The sequence below is a fragment of the Kosakonia sp. LAM2021 genome (assembly GCF_016620385.1).
Classification (GTDB): domain Bacteria; phylum Pseudomonadota; class Gammaproteobacteria; order Enterobacterales; family Enterobacteriaceae; genus Kosakonia; species Kosakonia sacchari.
The window spans coordinates 83,101-99,022 of the sequence record NZ_JAENHT010000002.1; the positions used below are offsets into that span (position 1 = coordinate 83,101).

Genomic DNA, 15,922 nt, shown 5'->3' on the forward strand with positions numbered 1-15,922 from the left:
TTACCTTTCTTGTTGATTATTTTTCAGTATTTTTCGAACTCTGGAGAGTCTGGAACGTATTGTTCCAATGGGAATACCTAATTGCTCGGCGGCGTCGTTATAACTGGTGTCTGAATCCATAATATGGTAAATGACGCTTTGCATTTTGAGCGGCAATTTATCGACCATGGCAATGGTTTCAGAAAGTTGTATTTTGTGTTCATTGATATAATCAGGATTGAATATCTGATCGGAAATTAAAAAGTTGACATCATCCAGCGCTACCACCTCAGGTTTACTAAATGTCTTTTTAAAATGATTTCGTACCAAGTTAGAAGCAATACCAAATAACCAGGTTTCTTTACTCGACGCGCCAATAAACTTATGTTGATTGCGAAACGCTTCAAGGTAAGTCATTTGCACAAGGTCATCAACATCGCTCTGGTTGTAAACCCGGCGGCTGATAAAGCTTTTGAGCCGAGTCATTGTCTTTGCAACTAACTCATCGATATCGAACGCGTCTTTATTCGCTGATTCATTCTTAACCCTGATGGGCAACTTCCCCATAAAACTTCCTTTTTCTTATCGATTTATTCCTTGTTCATTTATGAGTGGCAATTAAATGCAAATCTGCCTGGTTAGCATGAAGATTATTTTGAATGTGCCTCACCCGAGGCTGTGTGTTTTTATTTTTCGTGCTGCAGGAAAGTGTTAATCCTTTTTCCATAATGCCTGGTGAGCTTTTAGGCATTTTCTTTTGTACAGTTTTACACTTTATGCCCACTAACGTTGAGGTGTTGCCTTTTGATTGATTTGAAAAATGTCAATTTCTGATGCGTTATCTAATACTGAGATGATTATCGATGGTTAATAAAAATTACTTATTCGAACAATATGAAAATATGTGGTTTTCATGAGAATGCTTTTCACGAAACTGGCCGTTCGAATGGTTAACCAGACGGAACTCATTGGTGCGGTTATTGTCATGACGATTGTCTTTATGATGGTTTTACCGCTGCCAGTTTTTATTATTGATACCGCCCTCTCTCTGAATATCTGTATTGCCACGTTGCTGGCCATCCAGGCATTATTTATGCCCCATCCGCTGGCATTTTCGACGTTCCCGGCCGTTTTATTGCTGACAACCATGTTTCGCCTCGCGTTATCTGTCGCCACGACGCGCATGATTTTATTGCAGCATGATGCTGGTCATGTTGTTGAAACTTTTGGTAATTTTGTCGCCGGCGGCAACCTGGCTGTGGGGTTGGTTATCTTTTTGATCCTGACGCTTGTTAACTTTCTGGTCATTACGAAAGGGGCTGAGCGCGTTGCAGAGGTGTCTGCACGTTTTAATCTGGATGCAATGCCCGGTAAGCAGATGGCCATTGATAGCGATTTACGCTCGGGCCTGATTGATACGGCAGACGCGAGAGTTCGCCGCGAACAACTGACGAAAGAGAGCCAGCTTTTTGGCGCCATGGACGGGGCGATGAAATTCGTCAAAGGTGACGCCATTTCCGGGATTATCATCGTCTTTATTAACTTAATCGGTGGCTTTTCCGTCGGCATTTTGCAGCACGGCATGCCCGCCGCCGACGCCATGCATATCTACTCGATTTTAAGCATTGGTGATGGTCTGGTGGCGCAGATCCCGGCGCTGCTGATCTCGCTCGCGGCGGGCATTATTATTACGCGCGTCAATTCTGATAATGCAGCGTCCAGCGTCAATATTGGCGGTGAGATCATCTGGCAGTTAACGCGCCACCCGAAAGCCTGGATCTATTGCGGCATCATTATGGCGCTGTTTGCGGTGGTGCCTGGCATGCCAGCAATGCTTTTCACCACCCTGAGTTTGCTCTGCCTGACGTTAGCCTTCCTGCTCACCCGGCAGGAAAAGCACCGGCTTGAAGTGGCTGGGCAATCTAACCCATCGATTGTCGGCGCTGAGCAAGATAATTCAGCAGAACTAATGGGTTATGAAAATGTTCGCCGCTTTTTTCCGCTGCGCCCCTACCTGATGCAATTTCACCCACAGCATCAGCAACAGCCAGCGTTTGAACAACTGCTCCAGCGCATGTATGCCCTACGCAACGACACGGTTTTTGAATATGGCCTCACGCTGCCCTCTTTCGAGCTTGAGGGTAATGAGCAGCTGGCGCCCGATGAATTTCGTTTCTGCGTGTATGAAGTGCCGGTTATTCGCGCAACGTATGATCCTGATAAGTGCGCCGTCAACGCCAGACTGGTCGCAGAAGATGACGGTACGCCCGGGCTTGAAGAGCGCGAAGAGCAAGGCTTGCGATGGTTTGACGTTGACGATCACCGCTTATCTCAGTACGGGGACGAAAAGCGCACGTCTGGCGATCTGATCCTCGCCAGGATGCAGCGGACTATTCTGTCAACGGGGTGGAAATTTGTCGGCTTACAAGAGAGCAAATCGCTGGTCGACTGGCTACGAAGCGAGCAGCCTGAGCTGGCCGATGAACTCGAAAGGTGCTTGCCCATCGCGTGGTTTTCGGCTGTTTTGCAGCGGCTAGCCGCAGAACGTGTCACCCTGCGACCGCTGCGCCTGATTGCCGAAACATTGATTAAAAACAGCCGCCATGAATCCAACCTGATGGTGTTAACCGAGCAGGTTCGCCACGCGCTGAGAGAGCAGATTTGTTACCAGTACAGCCAAAATGAAACGCTGAATAGCTGGTTACTGGCACCCGCCACGGAAGCGGTGTTCCGCCAGGCATTAAACGCGGCGGATGCGCAGCCGATGACGCTCTCTTCAGTGATGCATGAGGCGTTACTTTCCCGTTTAGCGCAGTGCTTTCCCGCTGATGAAGAGTCCCCTTGCGTGCTGCTTGTCGAGCCAGAGTTGCGTGGCCCGCTTGCCGGTCTGCTACGGGAGTCGTCCACGTCTGTTCCGGTACTCACCTTTTCGGAGCTAATTCCATCGATAAAAGTCCAGATCCAGGGGCGGATCGATCTTGAAGCAGAAACCCACGAACCCGCAGAACATGCAGCAGATTGAGGGAAAATATCGTGCTCTATGAACTGAGAGTGCTTAGCGGTCTGAATAGCGGCGCACTGTTACCTTTAACCGGTACGCAGTGGTTAATTGGATCATCGCCCGATGCGGACATGGTGTTATACGACGCGGCGATTGCGCAAAACCATTGCCGGCTGCGTGCGACGGACAACGGCTGGCAGGTGGAAGCTTTGCAAGGCGCGGTGCTGACCAATGAAGGGCGGCGGGTCGAACAAATCGACAGCCTTGAACCCGGTACGCCATTCTCGCTGGCGGGGATTTGGTTATGTGTGGCGCAGTCCGACACGCCGTGGGAAACGGAAAGCGCTCCCACGGCGCAAGCAGACAGCCAGGCGGGTTCGCACGCGCCTGTAGCTGAAAGACCGCGCCGCCGACTGAATAAAGCCGTGGCTGCAGTTTGTTTTTTCCTTGCGATAGGCGCGTTCGGGCTGGGCGGTTTTTCCGGCAAGGACGAGCAACCGACAGCGATTTCAACGCCGGTGCCGAAACCGCAGAAAACGTTTCTTGAATCTGCCGCGCAAACCCGCGAAATGCTGGCCTCGCTGCTTCAGCAGGCCGGCTTAGGGCAACGCGTCGATCTGGAGATAACCGGCAATGACGACATCATTTTGCATCTTGTCGGCGATGATAAGTTACAGGCTGAAACGCAGGCGTTACTGCAACAGTTTGCCCGGCAGTACCAGAGTGCTGCGCAAATCTCAGTGGATATTGTCCAGCCGCCGCCACCGCTGCCTTTTCGCATTGCCCTTGTGGTAAAGGGAGCATCCCCGTATATCGTGACCGACCAGGGGCTGCGGGTGTTTATCAATGATGAGATTAATGGCATCAAACTTCTCGCCATTAACGAAGAAAAGCTGATCTTTCAGGGCGAAACGCGGTTCGAGGTGCCCTGGTGAGCGACTACTGGCAAGAGGAATTTGCCCGCTGGCAGCAGGCCACACAACGCCAGCTTGAGCAGACAGAGCCGGTAAACATTATCGGCTCGGTGACCGGGATTAGCGGCATCGTTTTGCAGTGTCATCTGCCGGGCGCGCGATTAGGAGACTTATGTCTTTTGCCACGCACGACGGGCGCCCCGATTTTGGCTGAAGTGATTGGCTTTGATGCGCAAGAGGTTTCACTTGCCGCGCTGGATACGCTGGAGGGAATTAAGCCAGGTTCAGCAGTCCACCCTTTAGGCTTGCCGCACAGTATTCACGTCTCGCCCGCGCTGAAAGGGGGCGTATTCGATGGGTTTGGTCGCGCCCTTGATGGGCAAGGCCGGGCTGCTTTCGTCGACACCTTAACTGCACAAGCCGTGCCCGTCATGCATAACGCCACGCTGGCGACCGATCGCCTGTGTATTGAGGCGCCGCTCTACACCGGGCTAAGCAGTATCGACGGTTTGCTGACGCTGGGCGCAGGCCAGCGGGCGGGGATTTTTGCCGGGGCGGGATGCGGTAAAACAACGCTGCTGGCGGAGCTGGCGCGAAACATCCCTTGCGACACTATCGTGTTTTGTCTGACGGGTGAGCGCGGGCGCGAGCTGCGTGAGTTTATGGACAGGGAGCTTGATGAAGCGCTACGCCAGCGCACCGTGCTGGTTTGTGCCACCTCGGATCGCAGCAGCATGGAGCGTGTGCGCGCCGCGTTTACTGCCACCGCCATCGCTGAAGGGTTTCGCCAGCAAGGGGAATCCACATTGCTCATTGTTGATTCGCTGACACGTCTTGCCCGCGCACAGCGCGAAATCGGGCTTGCCAGTGGCGAACCGCCGGGGCGTAATGGTTTTCCTCCTTCGGTTTACAACTTGCTCTCGCGGCTGGTTGAACGCAGTGGGCGTACCCGGCAAGGCGCCATCACCGCGCTGTATTCGGTGCTGGTTGAACAAGATTCGATGCAAGACCCGATAGCCGATGAAGTGCGCTCTTTAGTGGACGGGCATATTATCCTTTCGCGCAAACTGGCCGATCAGGGGCATTATCCCGCAATTGATGTTGCCGCCAGTCTGAGCCGGGTGATGAATACGATTACGGGAACTGAACAGCAAACTATTGCCACACATATAAGGCAATTAATGACGGCCTATGCCGATATCGAAATGTTAATTCGCCTGGGAGAATACCAGACCGGTAGCGATCCTTTTACCGATTACGCGGTTGCGGTTAATCCGGCACTGGATAATATTCTCAAACAATCATTACGCGCGCCGCGAGCGCCTGAAATAACCTTAAATCAATTACGGGAGGTCGTGGCGAATGCTCCGGATCCGCAAGGTGTTTTATAACGAAGAGGATGAAAATGCCGCAGATAAGTCATTAAGATTAACTTCGCTGCTGCGCCAGTTATTATCGCTTTATCATTACCGGACGGTAAAAACGGAATTGGCGTGGTTAAAGCAACAGCGCGAAATGGTAAAAATGGCGCAACAACTTGATGCGCTTAATCGCCATTCACAACATATCGCCCAATATAATCGTGATTACTTTTGTTCGATGAGCGACCGTAATACACAGCGCGCGTTATCGTTAATGGATATGCGAAAATGGCTTGAAAAAGAACAGGCAATGGTGCAGCAACAGCAAGATGCCGTGTCGCGGGTTAAAGAGCAAGAAACTGATTACCTGCGCCAGTGCGATAAAGTCGCCGCGCATTTCCAGCAGGTTATCGGGAAAAGAAAACGGCAGGAAAAGTTTCGTTTTATCCTTGAACATCTGCATGCCATTTAGTGTTGGGCAAAGAGCTATTATTGATGAATAAAGCTGCGCTGTTTTTTCCTCCTGTCAGCAAAGATGAGGTCATTGCTCGGCAATATCTGGATCGACAACCGATATTGAATTTTCAACTTAACGACCAGCAAGGCCAGTTACGGCTCTTTCCGTTGCAGGCGGGAGAACGACTGCCGAATAAACCGATATGTTTTGCCAGCCAATACGGGAAATTACGCCTTTATAATGCGGAACCTTTGCTGAACCTGTTATCGCTTTGTCCGTTATTAGCCGAAAATAATAATTCCTCGGCACATTGGTACTGGGATGTATATAACTCCGCGCTCAGTCAGGAAATTAAAAATATAGTGGGTTACTTGCAGCCTGCTGAGGAAAACCATGAACCGGAAATTTATTGTTGGATTGAAATAAAAAACAGCGAGCAATATGAAAGAGGGTTAATGGCGCTGTCGCCGTTAACATTAATTCGCCTGCTTCAGCATCCGGCATGGCACTTTTCCCCGACGCAGCAAAATAAGCATTTTTTACTCTCTTTCCCGTTGATCCTGGCCTCAACGGAGCTTGCGGCGTCGGCATTACGGCATTTGCGCGTTGGCGATATTGTGCTGCCAGAAAACCGGCTTTTTAACCCGGCAGGATCAGGGCAACTGCAAATCGGCGCACAGTGCTTCTCTTTACAACAATGCGCCCCGCTGGCGCACAGCTTTACGATTGTTTCCCATAAGGAGATTGAAATGGAATTCACCCCTGTTGATACGGCATTTCCGCACCCGGACGCGACGATTCCCCCGGTGCCTTTGTCGCGCGAGATCCCGTCACAACCTCATGAAATGCCGGATCTTTCATCTGTCCCCCTACGGATAACGCTGCGTGCCGGAACGCTAACGTTAACCCTCGACGCGCTGCAGTCGCTGCGGGCGGGTTCGATATTGACATTCACGGATTTTACCCCCGGTCAGGCGGCGATTTATTATGGCGAGCGCCCGCTGGCGCAGGGCACTTTGGTGGATGTTGAAGGCGTGCTGGGGCTGCAAATTATCCGCATGGAGCATTTCTGATGGATATTCAGCAGATCAATCCCGCGGCGCTGGCGCTGTTTATCGCGGCGCTGACGTTGTTGCCCTTGCTGATGATTATCTCCACCTCGTTTCTTAAAATTTCCGTTGTCTTGCTGATTGTACGCAACGCGTTGGGCATACAGCAGGTGCCCGGCAATATGGTGATCTACAGCATCTCGCTTGCCGCGACGCTGTTTATTATGGGACCGGTGTTTAATGATATAACCCAGCGCGTGCGACAAATCTCACCGGACAAAATAGATGTCGCCGCGATTTATGCTCACTACCCGACGGTAATTGCGCCGCTGCAAAATTTTTTACAGCGCAATATTGATGCAGATACCCATGTTCGTTTGACGGAAGCGGCAAAAAAGCTGTGGAAAGATCAGGCGAGTAACCCAATAACGCGCGATAACCCGGCGCTGATATTAAGCGCGTTTGTTCTTTCGGAATTACAGTCTGGCTTTAAAATTGGCTTTTTAATCTATATTCCTTTTTTAGTGATAGACCTCGTTGTATCGACAGTGCTGATGGCATTGGGAATGCAAATGGTGGCACCCATGTTTATTGCTATTCCGCTTAAGTTACTGCTTTTTGTTTTAATAGAAGGGTGGAGCCGTTTACTCGAAGGATTATTTTACAGCTACATTTAGCGATGAGAATAAATATGTATATTGTCGAACTGCTCAAGCAGGGATTAGTGCTGGCAATGTTGATATCGGTTCCTCCGGTGGTGACCGCTGTGGTAGCGGGTATTATCATTGCGCTGCTGCAATCGGTGATGCAATTACAGGATGCAACATTACCTTTTGCCATAAAAATGGTAGCTGTTGGCGTCATTCTGGCTTTTTCCGGCCACTGGATGCTGCAAAAAATAGTGCAATTAAGTATTAACTGTTTTGACTTAATCAGCCAAATAAGAGCCTGGCAATGACGTTTGTCTCTTTCGACTGGTTAGGTGAGGCGTTAATGGCACTGGTGAGTGCCTGTGCGCGCATTTATCCCTGCATGGCTATTATTATTGCTTTTTCTTTCAAGGAGATCAGAGGTGCGGTGCTCTACAGTATCGCGCTGGTGTTTACTTTGATTCCCGCAACCACCTTTTATGCGCAACCCGATTTTGGCAATGTCAAAGGCGTCATGTTTATTATCATGATGATAAAAGAGTCGCTGCTGGGTATTTTTTTAGGCTTTCTGTTAGTTGTACCTTTCTGGTTATTCGAAAGCGTCGGAGTTCTGTTTGATAATCAGAGCGGCGGTCAAATGGGTGAGCAAATAAACCCGGCGATAACCAACAGCGGATCATTTTTTGGCTATGTCTTTAAAAGTATTTTCCTGTTAATTTTTATTCATTTTCACGGTTTCGCTTATCTTATCGATATTCTCTGGCGCAGCTACACCTTCTGGCCGATAGATAAGCTCTTCTTCACTGACACAGCGGCAACCTTTAAACAGTGGTTATCTTTTATTGCAGAAATATTCTCTTTTATTGTTATTTACAGCGCACCTTTTGCGGTGCTGATGCTGATGATCGAATTTAGCGTGGCGATCCTGAGCCTTTACAGCCCGAAAATGCAGGTCACCACCGTGACCATCCCGTTAAAAATTATTATCGGTTTGTCCTTCCTGGTGGTGTATATCCCGACATTACTGCATCTCGCTGAGCAACAATTATTGCAGCCTGAGCGCGTCATCCCGATGATTTTTTCCACGCTTAACCTAAAAGCGGATTAAGCGATGGCGGAAAAAAACGAGCAACCCACACCGAAAAAAATCCGTGATGAGCGTAAGAAAGGGAATGTTTTTAAAAATGAAGGTGTGCCGTTGCTGCTGCTGATCACGCTGGCGATGGAATTCATTTTTATGATGATGGAGCGCGGAATTGCTCGCCTGCAGCAGCTCTTTACTGTGGCGCTGAGTTTCATGACGCTGCCGTTTATTACAGCGGCAAAGCGGTTAACACAATTGCTGGCAGTGGAGTTGAGTATCTTCCTGGCGCCTGTTCTGGGTGTGGCGATAGGGGCAAGGTTATTAGGAAACTGGCTGCAATTTGGCTTTCTCATCGCGCCCGAATCGGCGATGCCAAAATTTGAACGCCTGAACCCGCTACAAAAAATTCAGCAAATGTTCTCCTCCAGGGAGCTTGCAGAGTTGGTGAGCAGCCTGCTGAAATTCTTAACAATTGTCTATGCCAGCTACAGCGCGGTTTATCCGCATATCAACGAAATCGTCTTCCTGGCGGCAAGCCCGCTGATGCGCTTACCGCAGGTGCTGCGTAACCTGGTTAGCGACATCTTTCACCACATGTTGATATTGCTTGCGGTCTGGACGGCGCTCGATTTCGGCCTGCAAAAATATCTGTTTATCAAGACGCAAAGGATGAGCCTTGAGGAGGTTCGCCGGGAAAACAAAGATACCGAAGGCGATCCGCATATTAAATCGTACCGCAGAAGCCTGATGATGAGCCCGCCGCCGGTGCCCGTCGACGTGCCGCAGCCCGGGGAGATGTTAAAGCTGGCGGATGTGGTGCTGAATGATGCCGCATCACGGGCGGTTCTCCTGCGTTACGAACAGCAGAACATCGCGTTGCCGCATATTCTTTTTAAACAGCAGGGTAAAGACGCGGTATCCGGGCTTCTCGATAGCGCCCGCGCGTTGAACATTCCGGTTATCGACGCGCCGCAGTTAGTTCATCTGCTGATGCAATATGAGAGTGGGCAGGCCATTCCACGCCAGGCGATTGCCCACACGGCGTATATTTACAACCAGCTGCAGCAAATGAAAAATCGCGAGCCAGAGCCAGCCTGATAAGCGTAAAAGAGGGGCGGTTTCCCGCCCCTCTTTGGTGCGACTTGAACCTGAATTACCGCAAAAACTTCAGGACAGCTTCAAGCAGTTGCAACAAGGCAACAATGAGTTTCAGGATCAGAATAAACATCTCCATTCCGCCCATACGCTTCTCCTCTGGTCAAGGAGCACCGGCTGGCGTACCTTTCCGCTACCTGTTGCCAGCCTTGTTGTTGGCGTAACGCAGTGTGCTCTTGAGGGGTTAAGGCACTGACGGCACCACCCGTTTCAGCCAGGAATTCTTGCGCCGTAGAACGCGGCCCCTCACGCTGGTTCGCAAGGTCATTATATATTAACACTGTTTATATATACAGTATTTATTGGCGGAATTTTCGACATTGATCCATACTCAATGCGGGAAAAACCGCCTGAAAATTGCGCATCCGCAGGATTCGTCGTATAGTTGCTTGGTTGACGTAACGCAGTGTGTTTTGCGGTCACCAACCGCGAAAATGCTGACAAAAACCTCGCTCCGGCGAGGTTTTTTGTTTTCAGACGCCAGGCAAATAAACGTGATCGGCTGCGCAGTTTTCTGCGGGTGCGTAAAAAGCAGTTGTCGGCGAATGATTCCTGTGCTTGTATAAATCTCGTAAATAACACAACAGACAGGCCCCTAATGAACGCTTCCACCAATCCGATGAACCTACTAAAAACCGCGCATAACGCCGCGGTGGTCGTCGTGCGTGTGGTGGTGGTCGTCGGCAATGCGCCGTAGGGTCCGGAACAACACACGATTCCAAAACCCCGCCGGCGCAAACCGGGCGGGGTTTTTCGTTTAAGCCCCTCCAGGAAAGCCGGCTCAGAAGAAAAGGACTGGAGCATGGCAAGTTCGGGCAACACATCGCAATCCACGCGCTACACAGGCGCGCAGCTGATTGTTCATTTACTGGAGCGTCAAGGCATCACCACCGTGACCGGCATCCCCGGCGGCACCGTTTTGCCGTTATACGACGCGCTAAGCCAAAGCAAACAGATTCGCCATGTGCTGGCGCGCCACGAGCAGGGCGCGGGCTTCATCGCACAGGGTATGGCGCGTACGCAGGGCAAACCGGCGGTTTGTCTGGCATGTAGCGGGCCGGGGGCGACCAATCTGGTGACCGCCATTGCTGACGCGCGTCTTGATTCCATCCCGCTGATTTGCATTACCGGCCAGGTTCCGGCCTCGATGATTGGCACCGATGCATTCCAGGAAGTGGACACTTACGGCATCTCTATCCCCATCACAAAACACAACTATCTGGTTCGCGATATCAGCGAACTGCCACAGGTGATTTGCGATGCGTTTCGCATTGCGCAGTCAGGTCGCCCTGGCCCGGTGTGGATAGATATTCCTAAAGATGTGCAGACGGCGGAAATCACCCTCAGCGAGCTGCCGGAACCGGGTCATAAAGCGCCAGCGCCCGCCTGGAACGCCCAGGATGTTCACGCCGCCGCAGAGATGATCAATGCCGCCGAGCGCCCGGTGCTGTACCTGGGGGGCGGGGTGATTAACGCACCGCAGCAAATCCGCCACCTGGCAGAAAAAGCCAACCTGCCCACCACCATGACGCTGATGGCGCTCGGCATGTTACCGAAACAGCACCCGCTGTCGCTCGGGATGCTGGGAATGCACGGCGCGCGCAGCACCAACTACATTTTGCAGGAAGCGGATCTGCTGGTAGTGCTTGGCGCACGTTTTGATGACCGGGCGATTGGCAAAACTGAACAGTTCTGCCCGAATGCCAAAATTATTCATGTGGATATCGACCGTGCGGAGTTAGGCAAAGTGAAGCAGGCGCATGTGGCAATTCAGGGCGACGTTGGTGAAGTGCTCGATGCGCTGATCCCGCAAGTCGAAGCCCATTCCCGCCACGCCTGGCGCAACACCGTGGAGCAGCTGCAAAAAGAGTTTCCCGGCGCGATCCCGCAAGCGGGCGACCCGCTCACCCATTACGGTTTGATCAATGCGGTCGCTGCCTGCGTGGATGACAGTGCGATTATCACCACCGATGTCGGCCAGCATCAAATGTGGACGGCACAGGCTTACCCGCTGAACCGCCCGCGCCAGTGGCTGACTTCTGGCGGGCTGGGCACCATGGGCTTTGGCCTGCCCGCGGCGATTGGCGCGGCGCTGGCGAATCCGGAGCGTAAAATCATCTGCTTTTCCGGTGATGGCAGTTTGATGATGAACATCCAGGAGATGGCCACCGCTGCGGAAAATAATCTGGATGTGAAAATCATCCTGATGAATAACGAAGCGCTGGGGCTGGTGCATCAGCAGCAAAGCCTGTTCTACAAGTCCGGCGTCTTTGCCGCAACCTATCCCGGTATGATCAACTTTATGCAGATTGCCGCTGGCTTTGGCCTGCACGCCTGCGATTTAAACGCCGAGTCCAACCCGCAGGCCGCGTTGCAGGAGATAATCTCCCGTCCGGGCCCGGCGCTGGTGCATGTGCGTATCGACCCGCAAGAAAAAGTTTACCCGATGGTGCCGCCGGGCGCGGCGAATACAGAAATGGTGGGGGAATAAGCCATGCAAACAACTGATAACGTCATTCTCGAACTCACCGTGCGCAACCATCCGGGCGTGATGACGCATGTGTGTGGGCTGTTTGCCCGCCGCGCGTTCAACGTCGAAGGCATCCTTTGTCTGCCGCTACAAAGCGGCGAGCAGAGCCGCATTTGGCTCCAGGTGGCGAACGACCAGCGGCTGGAACAGATGATTAGTCAGATCGATAAGCTGGAAGATGTGGTGCAGATTATCCGCCACCAGACCGATCCCGGCGTGTTCAACAAACTCGGTCTGTTCTTTGAGTAATCGCCGCGCTTAACGCTGGCTGATGTCGAACAGCAGGTTGCGTAGCCACTGATGTGCCGGATCGCGGTGGCTGCGTTCGTGCCAGGCCAGGGTTTTGGTAAACCCCGGTATCGGCAAAGGCGCTTCACGTATACACATGCCCGGCGTCAGGCTGGCAAGGCGTTGCGGCACCACGGCAATCATATCGCTGACGGTTAACATCTCTGGCAGGATCAGGAAGTTATTCACCGACACGCCCACGCGGCGGCTTTTGCCGATTGCGGCCAGCGCGTTATCCGCCACACCGCGAAAGCGCTCGCCATCCCACGACACCAGCGCATGCTCCAGCGCGCAGAAGCGTTCAAGTGTCAGCGTTCCTTGCGCCGCATCCGGATGGTCAGCGCGCATCATACAGACAAAACGCTCATCAAACAGCGCCCGGCTGTGCAGCGCTTCCGGCGTGCTGTGCGGGGTCATTAACGCCGCATCCACTTCGCCGCGCTCAAGCTGGCTCACCAGCCGCTGCGGCTCCACGGGTTCAACGCGGATGCGGATCCCCGGCGCGTGCTTTTTCAGCTCCGCAATAAACGGCACGATCACCACTTTCAGCGCGTAGTCAGTGGCCGCCAGCGTCCAGATAAACGTGGCGCTGAGCGGGTCAAAGGCGGTGGGTTTCAGCAAGCGGTCGATATCCGCCAGAATCTGTTTAACCGGTGCCGCCAGGGCCTGCGCACGAGGCGTGGGCACCATGCCATGCGGCGCGCGGATAAACAGCGGGTCGGCAAAATAATCACGCAGGCGCGTCAACATGCCACTTACCGCCGGTTGCGTCAGCGAAAGGCGAGCGGCAGCGCGCGTGACATTGCGTTCATCAAGCAGGGCATCGAGCGTTTTCAACAGGTTAAGATCGAGGTTTCTGATATCGTTATTCATGATAGTGACCAGCCAGAGCGATAATAAAGATTATCGCATTTACGGCTGTCCGTAGCGGGTAATTTCCCCGTATGATGAGCCTCTTTTGCGCCTCGGGAGCGGTTATGATTTGGTTGATGCTGGCAACGCTGGTGGTGGTTTTTGTTATTGGTTTCAGGGTATTAACCTCTGATTCTCGCCGTGCGATTCGCCGCCTCACCGACCGAATCAACATCCAGCCCGTGCCGGTGGAATCGATGATCGACCAGATGGGAAAAAGCGCGGGTAACGAATATTTAAGCTACCTGACGCGCCCGGACGAAGCGCACCTGCAAAACGCCGCCCAGGTGTTACTGATCTGGCAGGTGTCTATTGTCGATAGCAGCGAGCAGAACCTGGTTTACTGGCACCGGTTGCTGCAAAAAGCGCGGCTGGCAACGCCTGTCACCGATGCACAAGTCCGCCTGGCGCAAGGGTTTCTTCGCGAACTGGAACCGGACAGAGCCGATCTCATCAATTTCCAGATGCGCTATAACACTTTGTTTATGCCCGAAGAAGGTGTTCACTGGTTGCACTGATATCACGCAGCGTGATGATGCTCATCAAAGATAGTCATTAGATTTATAACACCGCGCGGCGCAAAGTGGCTTCGTTCATCCATGACGAGGTACACCATGACTCAATCTCTGACGCAAAGCGCCATTGTCTGGCCGCAAGATTACCTGCCCGGCACCACCGATAATTTTGCCTCTAACGAAATCATTGTCGCCGGGCTAACGGCACACGACATTTGGGCGCAACTGAACGACACCCGCCTGTGGCCGACTTACTACAGCAACGCGCAAGATATCCGTTTCCATGATGGCAGCGGCCCGTTATTAAGCGCCAGTGCCCGTTTTTGTTTCACCACTTTTGGTTTTCCGGTCGAGGCGCAGGTGTGTGAATATGTGCCGCCGGTTGAAGGACAGGCCGCGCGTATCGCCTGGTACGGCTGGGTGGAAGGGGATGCGCAATCGCGCCTGGATGTGATTCACGCCTGGCTATTTGAGGATTTACCCGGTAACCGCGTGCGCATCCTGACCCAGGAATCGCAAACCGGTGTTCCGGCGCAGCAACTGGCGAGTGCGGTGCCAAACCCGATGATCAATGCTCACCAGGAGTGGATTGTTGGCCTGGCAACGGCGGCGCGTAACGCACAGGTTAAATAGCTCCTGGTGCTGGTGACGCGGCATAAAACCCGCCGCCGTTATGCCGCGACACCACGGTGGCGTATGCGCACTGGCGGACACGGCTTTGTGCCTGGCGGTTGAATTCATCGCCGCCACAGAGTTGCCAAATTGTTAATTGCGTCACACATTTTGAATGTTACACTGCGCGACTTTCACGAATAAAAACTAAGCAGGTAACTAATGAGTGAGCAATCTGTTACGCCCTCTTCAACGGATGCGGTAAGCCGCCCGAACTGGTCGGCGGTTTTCGCCGTGGCGTTTTGCGTGGCCTGCCTGATTACCGTGGAGTTTTTGCCGGTAAGCCTGCTCACGCCAATGGCGCTGGACTTGGGCGTTTCGGAAGGTCTGGCCGGGCAAACCGTCACCGTGACGGCGTTTGTCGCCATGTTCGCAAGCCTGTTTATCACCACGGTTATTCGCGCGGCCGACCGTCGTTATGTGGTGATCGCGTTCGCGGTGCTGCTTACGCTTTCCTGCCTGCTGGTGTCGTTTGCCACTAATTTCACCCTGCTGCTGCTGGGTCGGGCCTGCCTTGGTCTGGCGTTAGGCGGTTTCTGGGCGATGTCGGCGTCGCTGACCATGCGGCTGGTGCCGATGCGCGTCGTACCAAAAGCGCTGTCGGTGATTTTTGGCGCGGTGTCGATTGCGCTGGTGATCGCCGCCCCGCTCGGCAGTTTTCTTGGTGGCATCATCGGCTGGCGCAATGTGTTTAACGGCGCGGCGCTGATGGGTGCGGTCTGTATCATCTGGGTGTGGCGGGCATTGCCATCGCTGCCGGGGAAAACCGAGCACCACGAGAACATGTTCGGCCTGCTCAAGCGCCCTGGCGTACTGGCCGGGATGATCGCCATTTTTATGGTCTTCGCCGGGCAGTTTTCGTTCTTCACGTATATTCGCCCGGTTTATATGAATCTCGCCGGGTTTGACGTCGACGGGCTGACGTTAGTGCTGCTGAGCTTCGGTATCGCCAGCTTTGTCGGTACATCATTCTCCTCGGTGGTAATGAAGCGCTCGGTGAAACTGGCGTTAGCGCTTGCGCCATTAACCCTGGCAATTAGCGCGCTGGTGCTGATTCTGTGGGGCAGCGATAAGGTTGTCGCGGCGGGCATCGCCATTATCTGGGGGCTGGGTTTTGCGCTGATCCCGGTGGGATGGTCAACGTGGATCACCCGCACGCTTGCCGATCAGGCAGAAAAAGCCGGTTCCATTCAGGTGGCGGTGATCCAGCTTGCCAACACCTGCGGCGCGGCGATTGGCGGCTTTGCGCTGGATCACTACGGTTTACTCTCGCCGCTGGTGCTTTCCGGTAGCCTGATGTTGTTAACGGCGCTGCTGGTGGCCGCGAAAGTGCGGGTAAAAGCGTAAACCCGGCG

The 15,922-nt window shown here is 53.0% G+C and carries 18 protein-coding genes; 15 read left to right on the forward strand and 3 right to left on the reverse strand.

Annotated elements, in window-relative coordinates:
* Positions 1–546: an RNA polymerase sigma factor gene (locus JKP81_RS06845; RefSeq protein ID WP_200551134.1), complete on the reverse strand. Its 546-nt coding sequence runs from the start codon at positions 544–546 to the stop codon at positions 1–3.
* A 346-nt stretch (positions 547–892) separates the two neighbouring features.
* On the opposite strand from JKP81_RS06845, the gene sctV reads away from it, so the two are divergent.
* From sctV to JKP81_RS06890, 9 genes are all read left to right on the forward strand, one after another.
* Positions 893–3,001 (forward strand): type III secretion system export apparatus subunit SctV, encoded by a 2,109-nt coding sequence (sctV, locus tag JKP81_RS06850; RefSeq protein ID WP_200551135.1) that lies wholly within the window; start codon positions 893–895, stop codon positions 2,999–3,001.
* 11 nt (positions 3,002–3,012) lie between these two features.
* Positions 3,013–3,915, forward strand: coding sequence for an FHA domain-containing protein (locus JKP81_RS06855; protein ID WP_200551136.1), 903 nt, complete (start codon positions 3,013–3,015; stop codon positions 3,913–3,915).
* Complete coding sequence (locus JKP81_RS06860) at positions 3,909–5,285, forward strand: FliI/YscN family ATPase (RefSeq protein WP_234455563.1); 1,377 nt, start codon at positions 3,909–3,911, stop codon at positions 5,283–5,285. The genes JKP81_RS06855 and JKP81_RS06860 overlap by 7 nt, the downstream gene beginning before the upstream one ends.
* On the forward strand, positions 5,257–5,727 hold the full coding sequence (locus JKP81_RS06865; protein WP_200551138.1) for a hypothetical protein: 471 nt from the start codon (positions 5,257–5,259) through the stop codon (positions 5,725–5,727). The genes JKP81_RS06860 and JKP81_RS06865 overlap by 29 nt, the downstream gene beginning before the upstream one ends.
* Positions 5,728–6,167: 440 nt before the next feature.
* Complete coding sequence (locus tag JKP81_RS23545) at positions 6,168–6,785, forward strand: FliM/FliN family flagellar motor switch protein (RefSeq protein WP_234455548.1); 618 nt, start codon at positions 6,168–6,170, stop codon at positions 6,783–6,785.
* A complete protein-coding gene (gene sctR, locus JKP81_RS06875; protein ID WP_200551140.1) occupies positions 6,785–7,438 on the forward strand; it encodes a type III secretion system export apparatus subunit SctR in 654 nt (217 codons plus the stop codon). The genes JKP81_RS23545 and sctR overlap by 1 nt, the downstream gene beginning before the upstream one ends.
* A gap of 14 nt (positions 7,439–7,452) precedes the next feature.
* Positions 7,453–7,719 carry a type III secretion system export apparatus subunit SctS gene (gene sctS / locus JKP81_RS06880; RefSeq protein ID WP_200551141.1) on the forward strand — a complete coding sequence of 89 codons (267 nt, stop codon included), beginning with the start codon at positions 7,453–7,455 and terminating at the stop codon, positions 7,717–7,719.
* On the forward strand, positions 7,716–8,519 hold the full coding sequence (gene sctT, locus JKP81_RS06885) for a type III secretion system export apparatus subunit SctT (RefSeq protein WP_200551142.1): 804 nt from the start codon (positions 7,716–7,718) through the stop codon (positions 8,517–8,519). The genes sctS and sctT overlap by 4 nt, the downstream gene beginning before the upstream one ends.
* Before the next feature lie 3 nt (positions 8,520–8,522).
* Positions 8,523–9,593, forward strand: a complete 1,071-nt coding sequence (locus JKP81_RS06890) for a flagellar biosynthesis protein FlhB (protein ID WP_200551143.1) — start codon at positions 8,523–8,525, stop codon at positions 9,591–9,593.
* 55 nt (positions 9,594–9,648) lie between these two features.
* On the opposite strand, the gene tisB is transcribed toward JKP81_RS06890, so the two are convergent.
* The gene (gene tisB / locus JKP81_RS06895; RefSeq protein ID WP_017458115.1) at positions 9,649–9,738 is read right to left on the reverse strand and encodes a type I toxin-antitoxin system toxin TisB; all 90 of its coding nucleotides are present in this window, start codon (positions 9,736–9,738) and stop codon (positions 9,649–9,651) included.
* A 510-nt stretch (positions 9,739–10,248) separates the two neighbouring features.
* Between tisB and ivbL the strand changes: the two genes are divergently transcribed.
* The 3 genes from ivbL to ilvN all read left to right on the forward strand — a co-directional run bounded on the left by ivbL (position 10,249) and on the right by ilvN (position 12,429).
* Complete coding sequence (gene ivbL / locus JKP81_RS06900) at positions 10,249–10,347, forward strand: ilvB operon leader peptide IvbL (protein ID WP_110093690.1); 99 nt, start codon at positions 10,249–10,251, stop codon at positions 10,345–10,347.
* Positions 10,348–10,452: 105 nt separating this feature from the next.
* Positions 10,453–12,141, forward strand: coding sequence for an acetolactate synthase large subunit (gene ilvB / locus JKP81_RS06905; RefSeq protein WP_200551144.1), 1,689 nt, complete (start codon positions 10,453–10,455; stop codon positions 12,139–12,141).
* A gap of 3 nt (positions 12,142–12,144) precedes the next feature.
* Positions 12,145–12,429: an acetolactate synthase small subunit gene (gene ilvN / locus JKP81_RS06910; RefSeq protein ID WP_017458118.1), complete on the forward strand. Its 285-nt coding sequence runs from the start codon at positions 12,145–12,147 to the stop codon at positions 12,427–12,429.
* Positions 12,430–12,438: 9 nt separating this feature from the next.
* On the opposite strand, the gene JKP81_RS06915 is transcribed toward ilvN, so the two are convergent.
* Complete coding sequence (locus JKP81_RS06915; RefSeq protein ID WP_200551145.1) at positions 12,439–13,341, reverse strand: LysR family transcriptional regulator; 903 nt, start codon at positions 13,339–13,341, stop codon at positions 12,439–12,441.
* Positions 13,342–13,445: 104 nt separating this feature from the next.
* Here JKP81_RS06915 and JKP81_RS06920 point away from each other — a divergent pair, with 104 nt between their 5' ends.
* The 3 genes from JKP81_RS06920 to nepI all read left to right on the forward strand — a co-directional run bounded on the left by JKP81_RS06920 (position 13,446) and on the right by nepI (position 15,914).
* A complete protein-coding gene (locus JKP81_RS06920) occupies positions 13,446–13,898 on the forward strand; it encodes a DUF1198 domain-containing protein (RefSeq protein ID WP_200551146.1) in 453 nt (150 codons plus the stop codon).
* 96 nt (positions 13,899–13,994) lie between these two features.
* Complete coding sequence (locus JKP81_RS06925; protein ID WP_200551147.1) at positions 13,995–14,528, forward strand: SRPBCC domain-containing protein; 534 nt, start codon at positions 13,995–13,997, stop codon at positions 14,526–14,528.
* Between the two features lie 201 nt (positions 14,529–14,729).
* On the forward strand, positions 14,730–15,914 hold the full coding sequence (nepI, locus tag JKP81_RS06930) for a purine ribonucleoside efflux pump NepI (RefSeq protein WP_200551148.1): 1,185 nt from the start codon (positions 14,730–14,732) through the stop codon (positions 15,912–15,914).
* Positions 15,915–15,922: the final 8 nt, after the last annotated feature.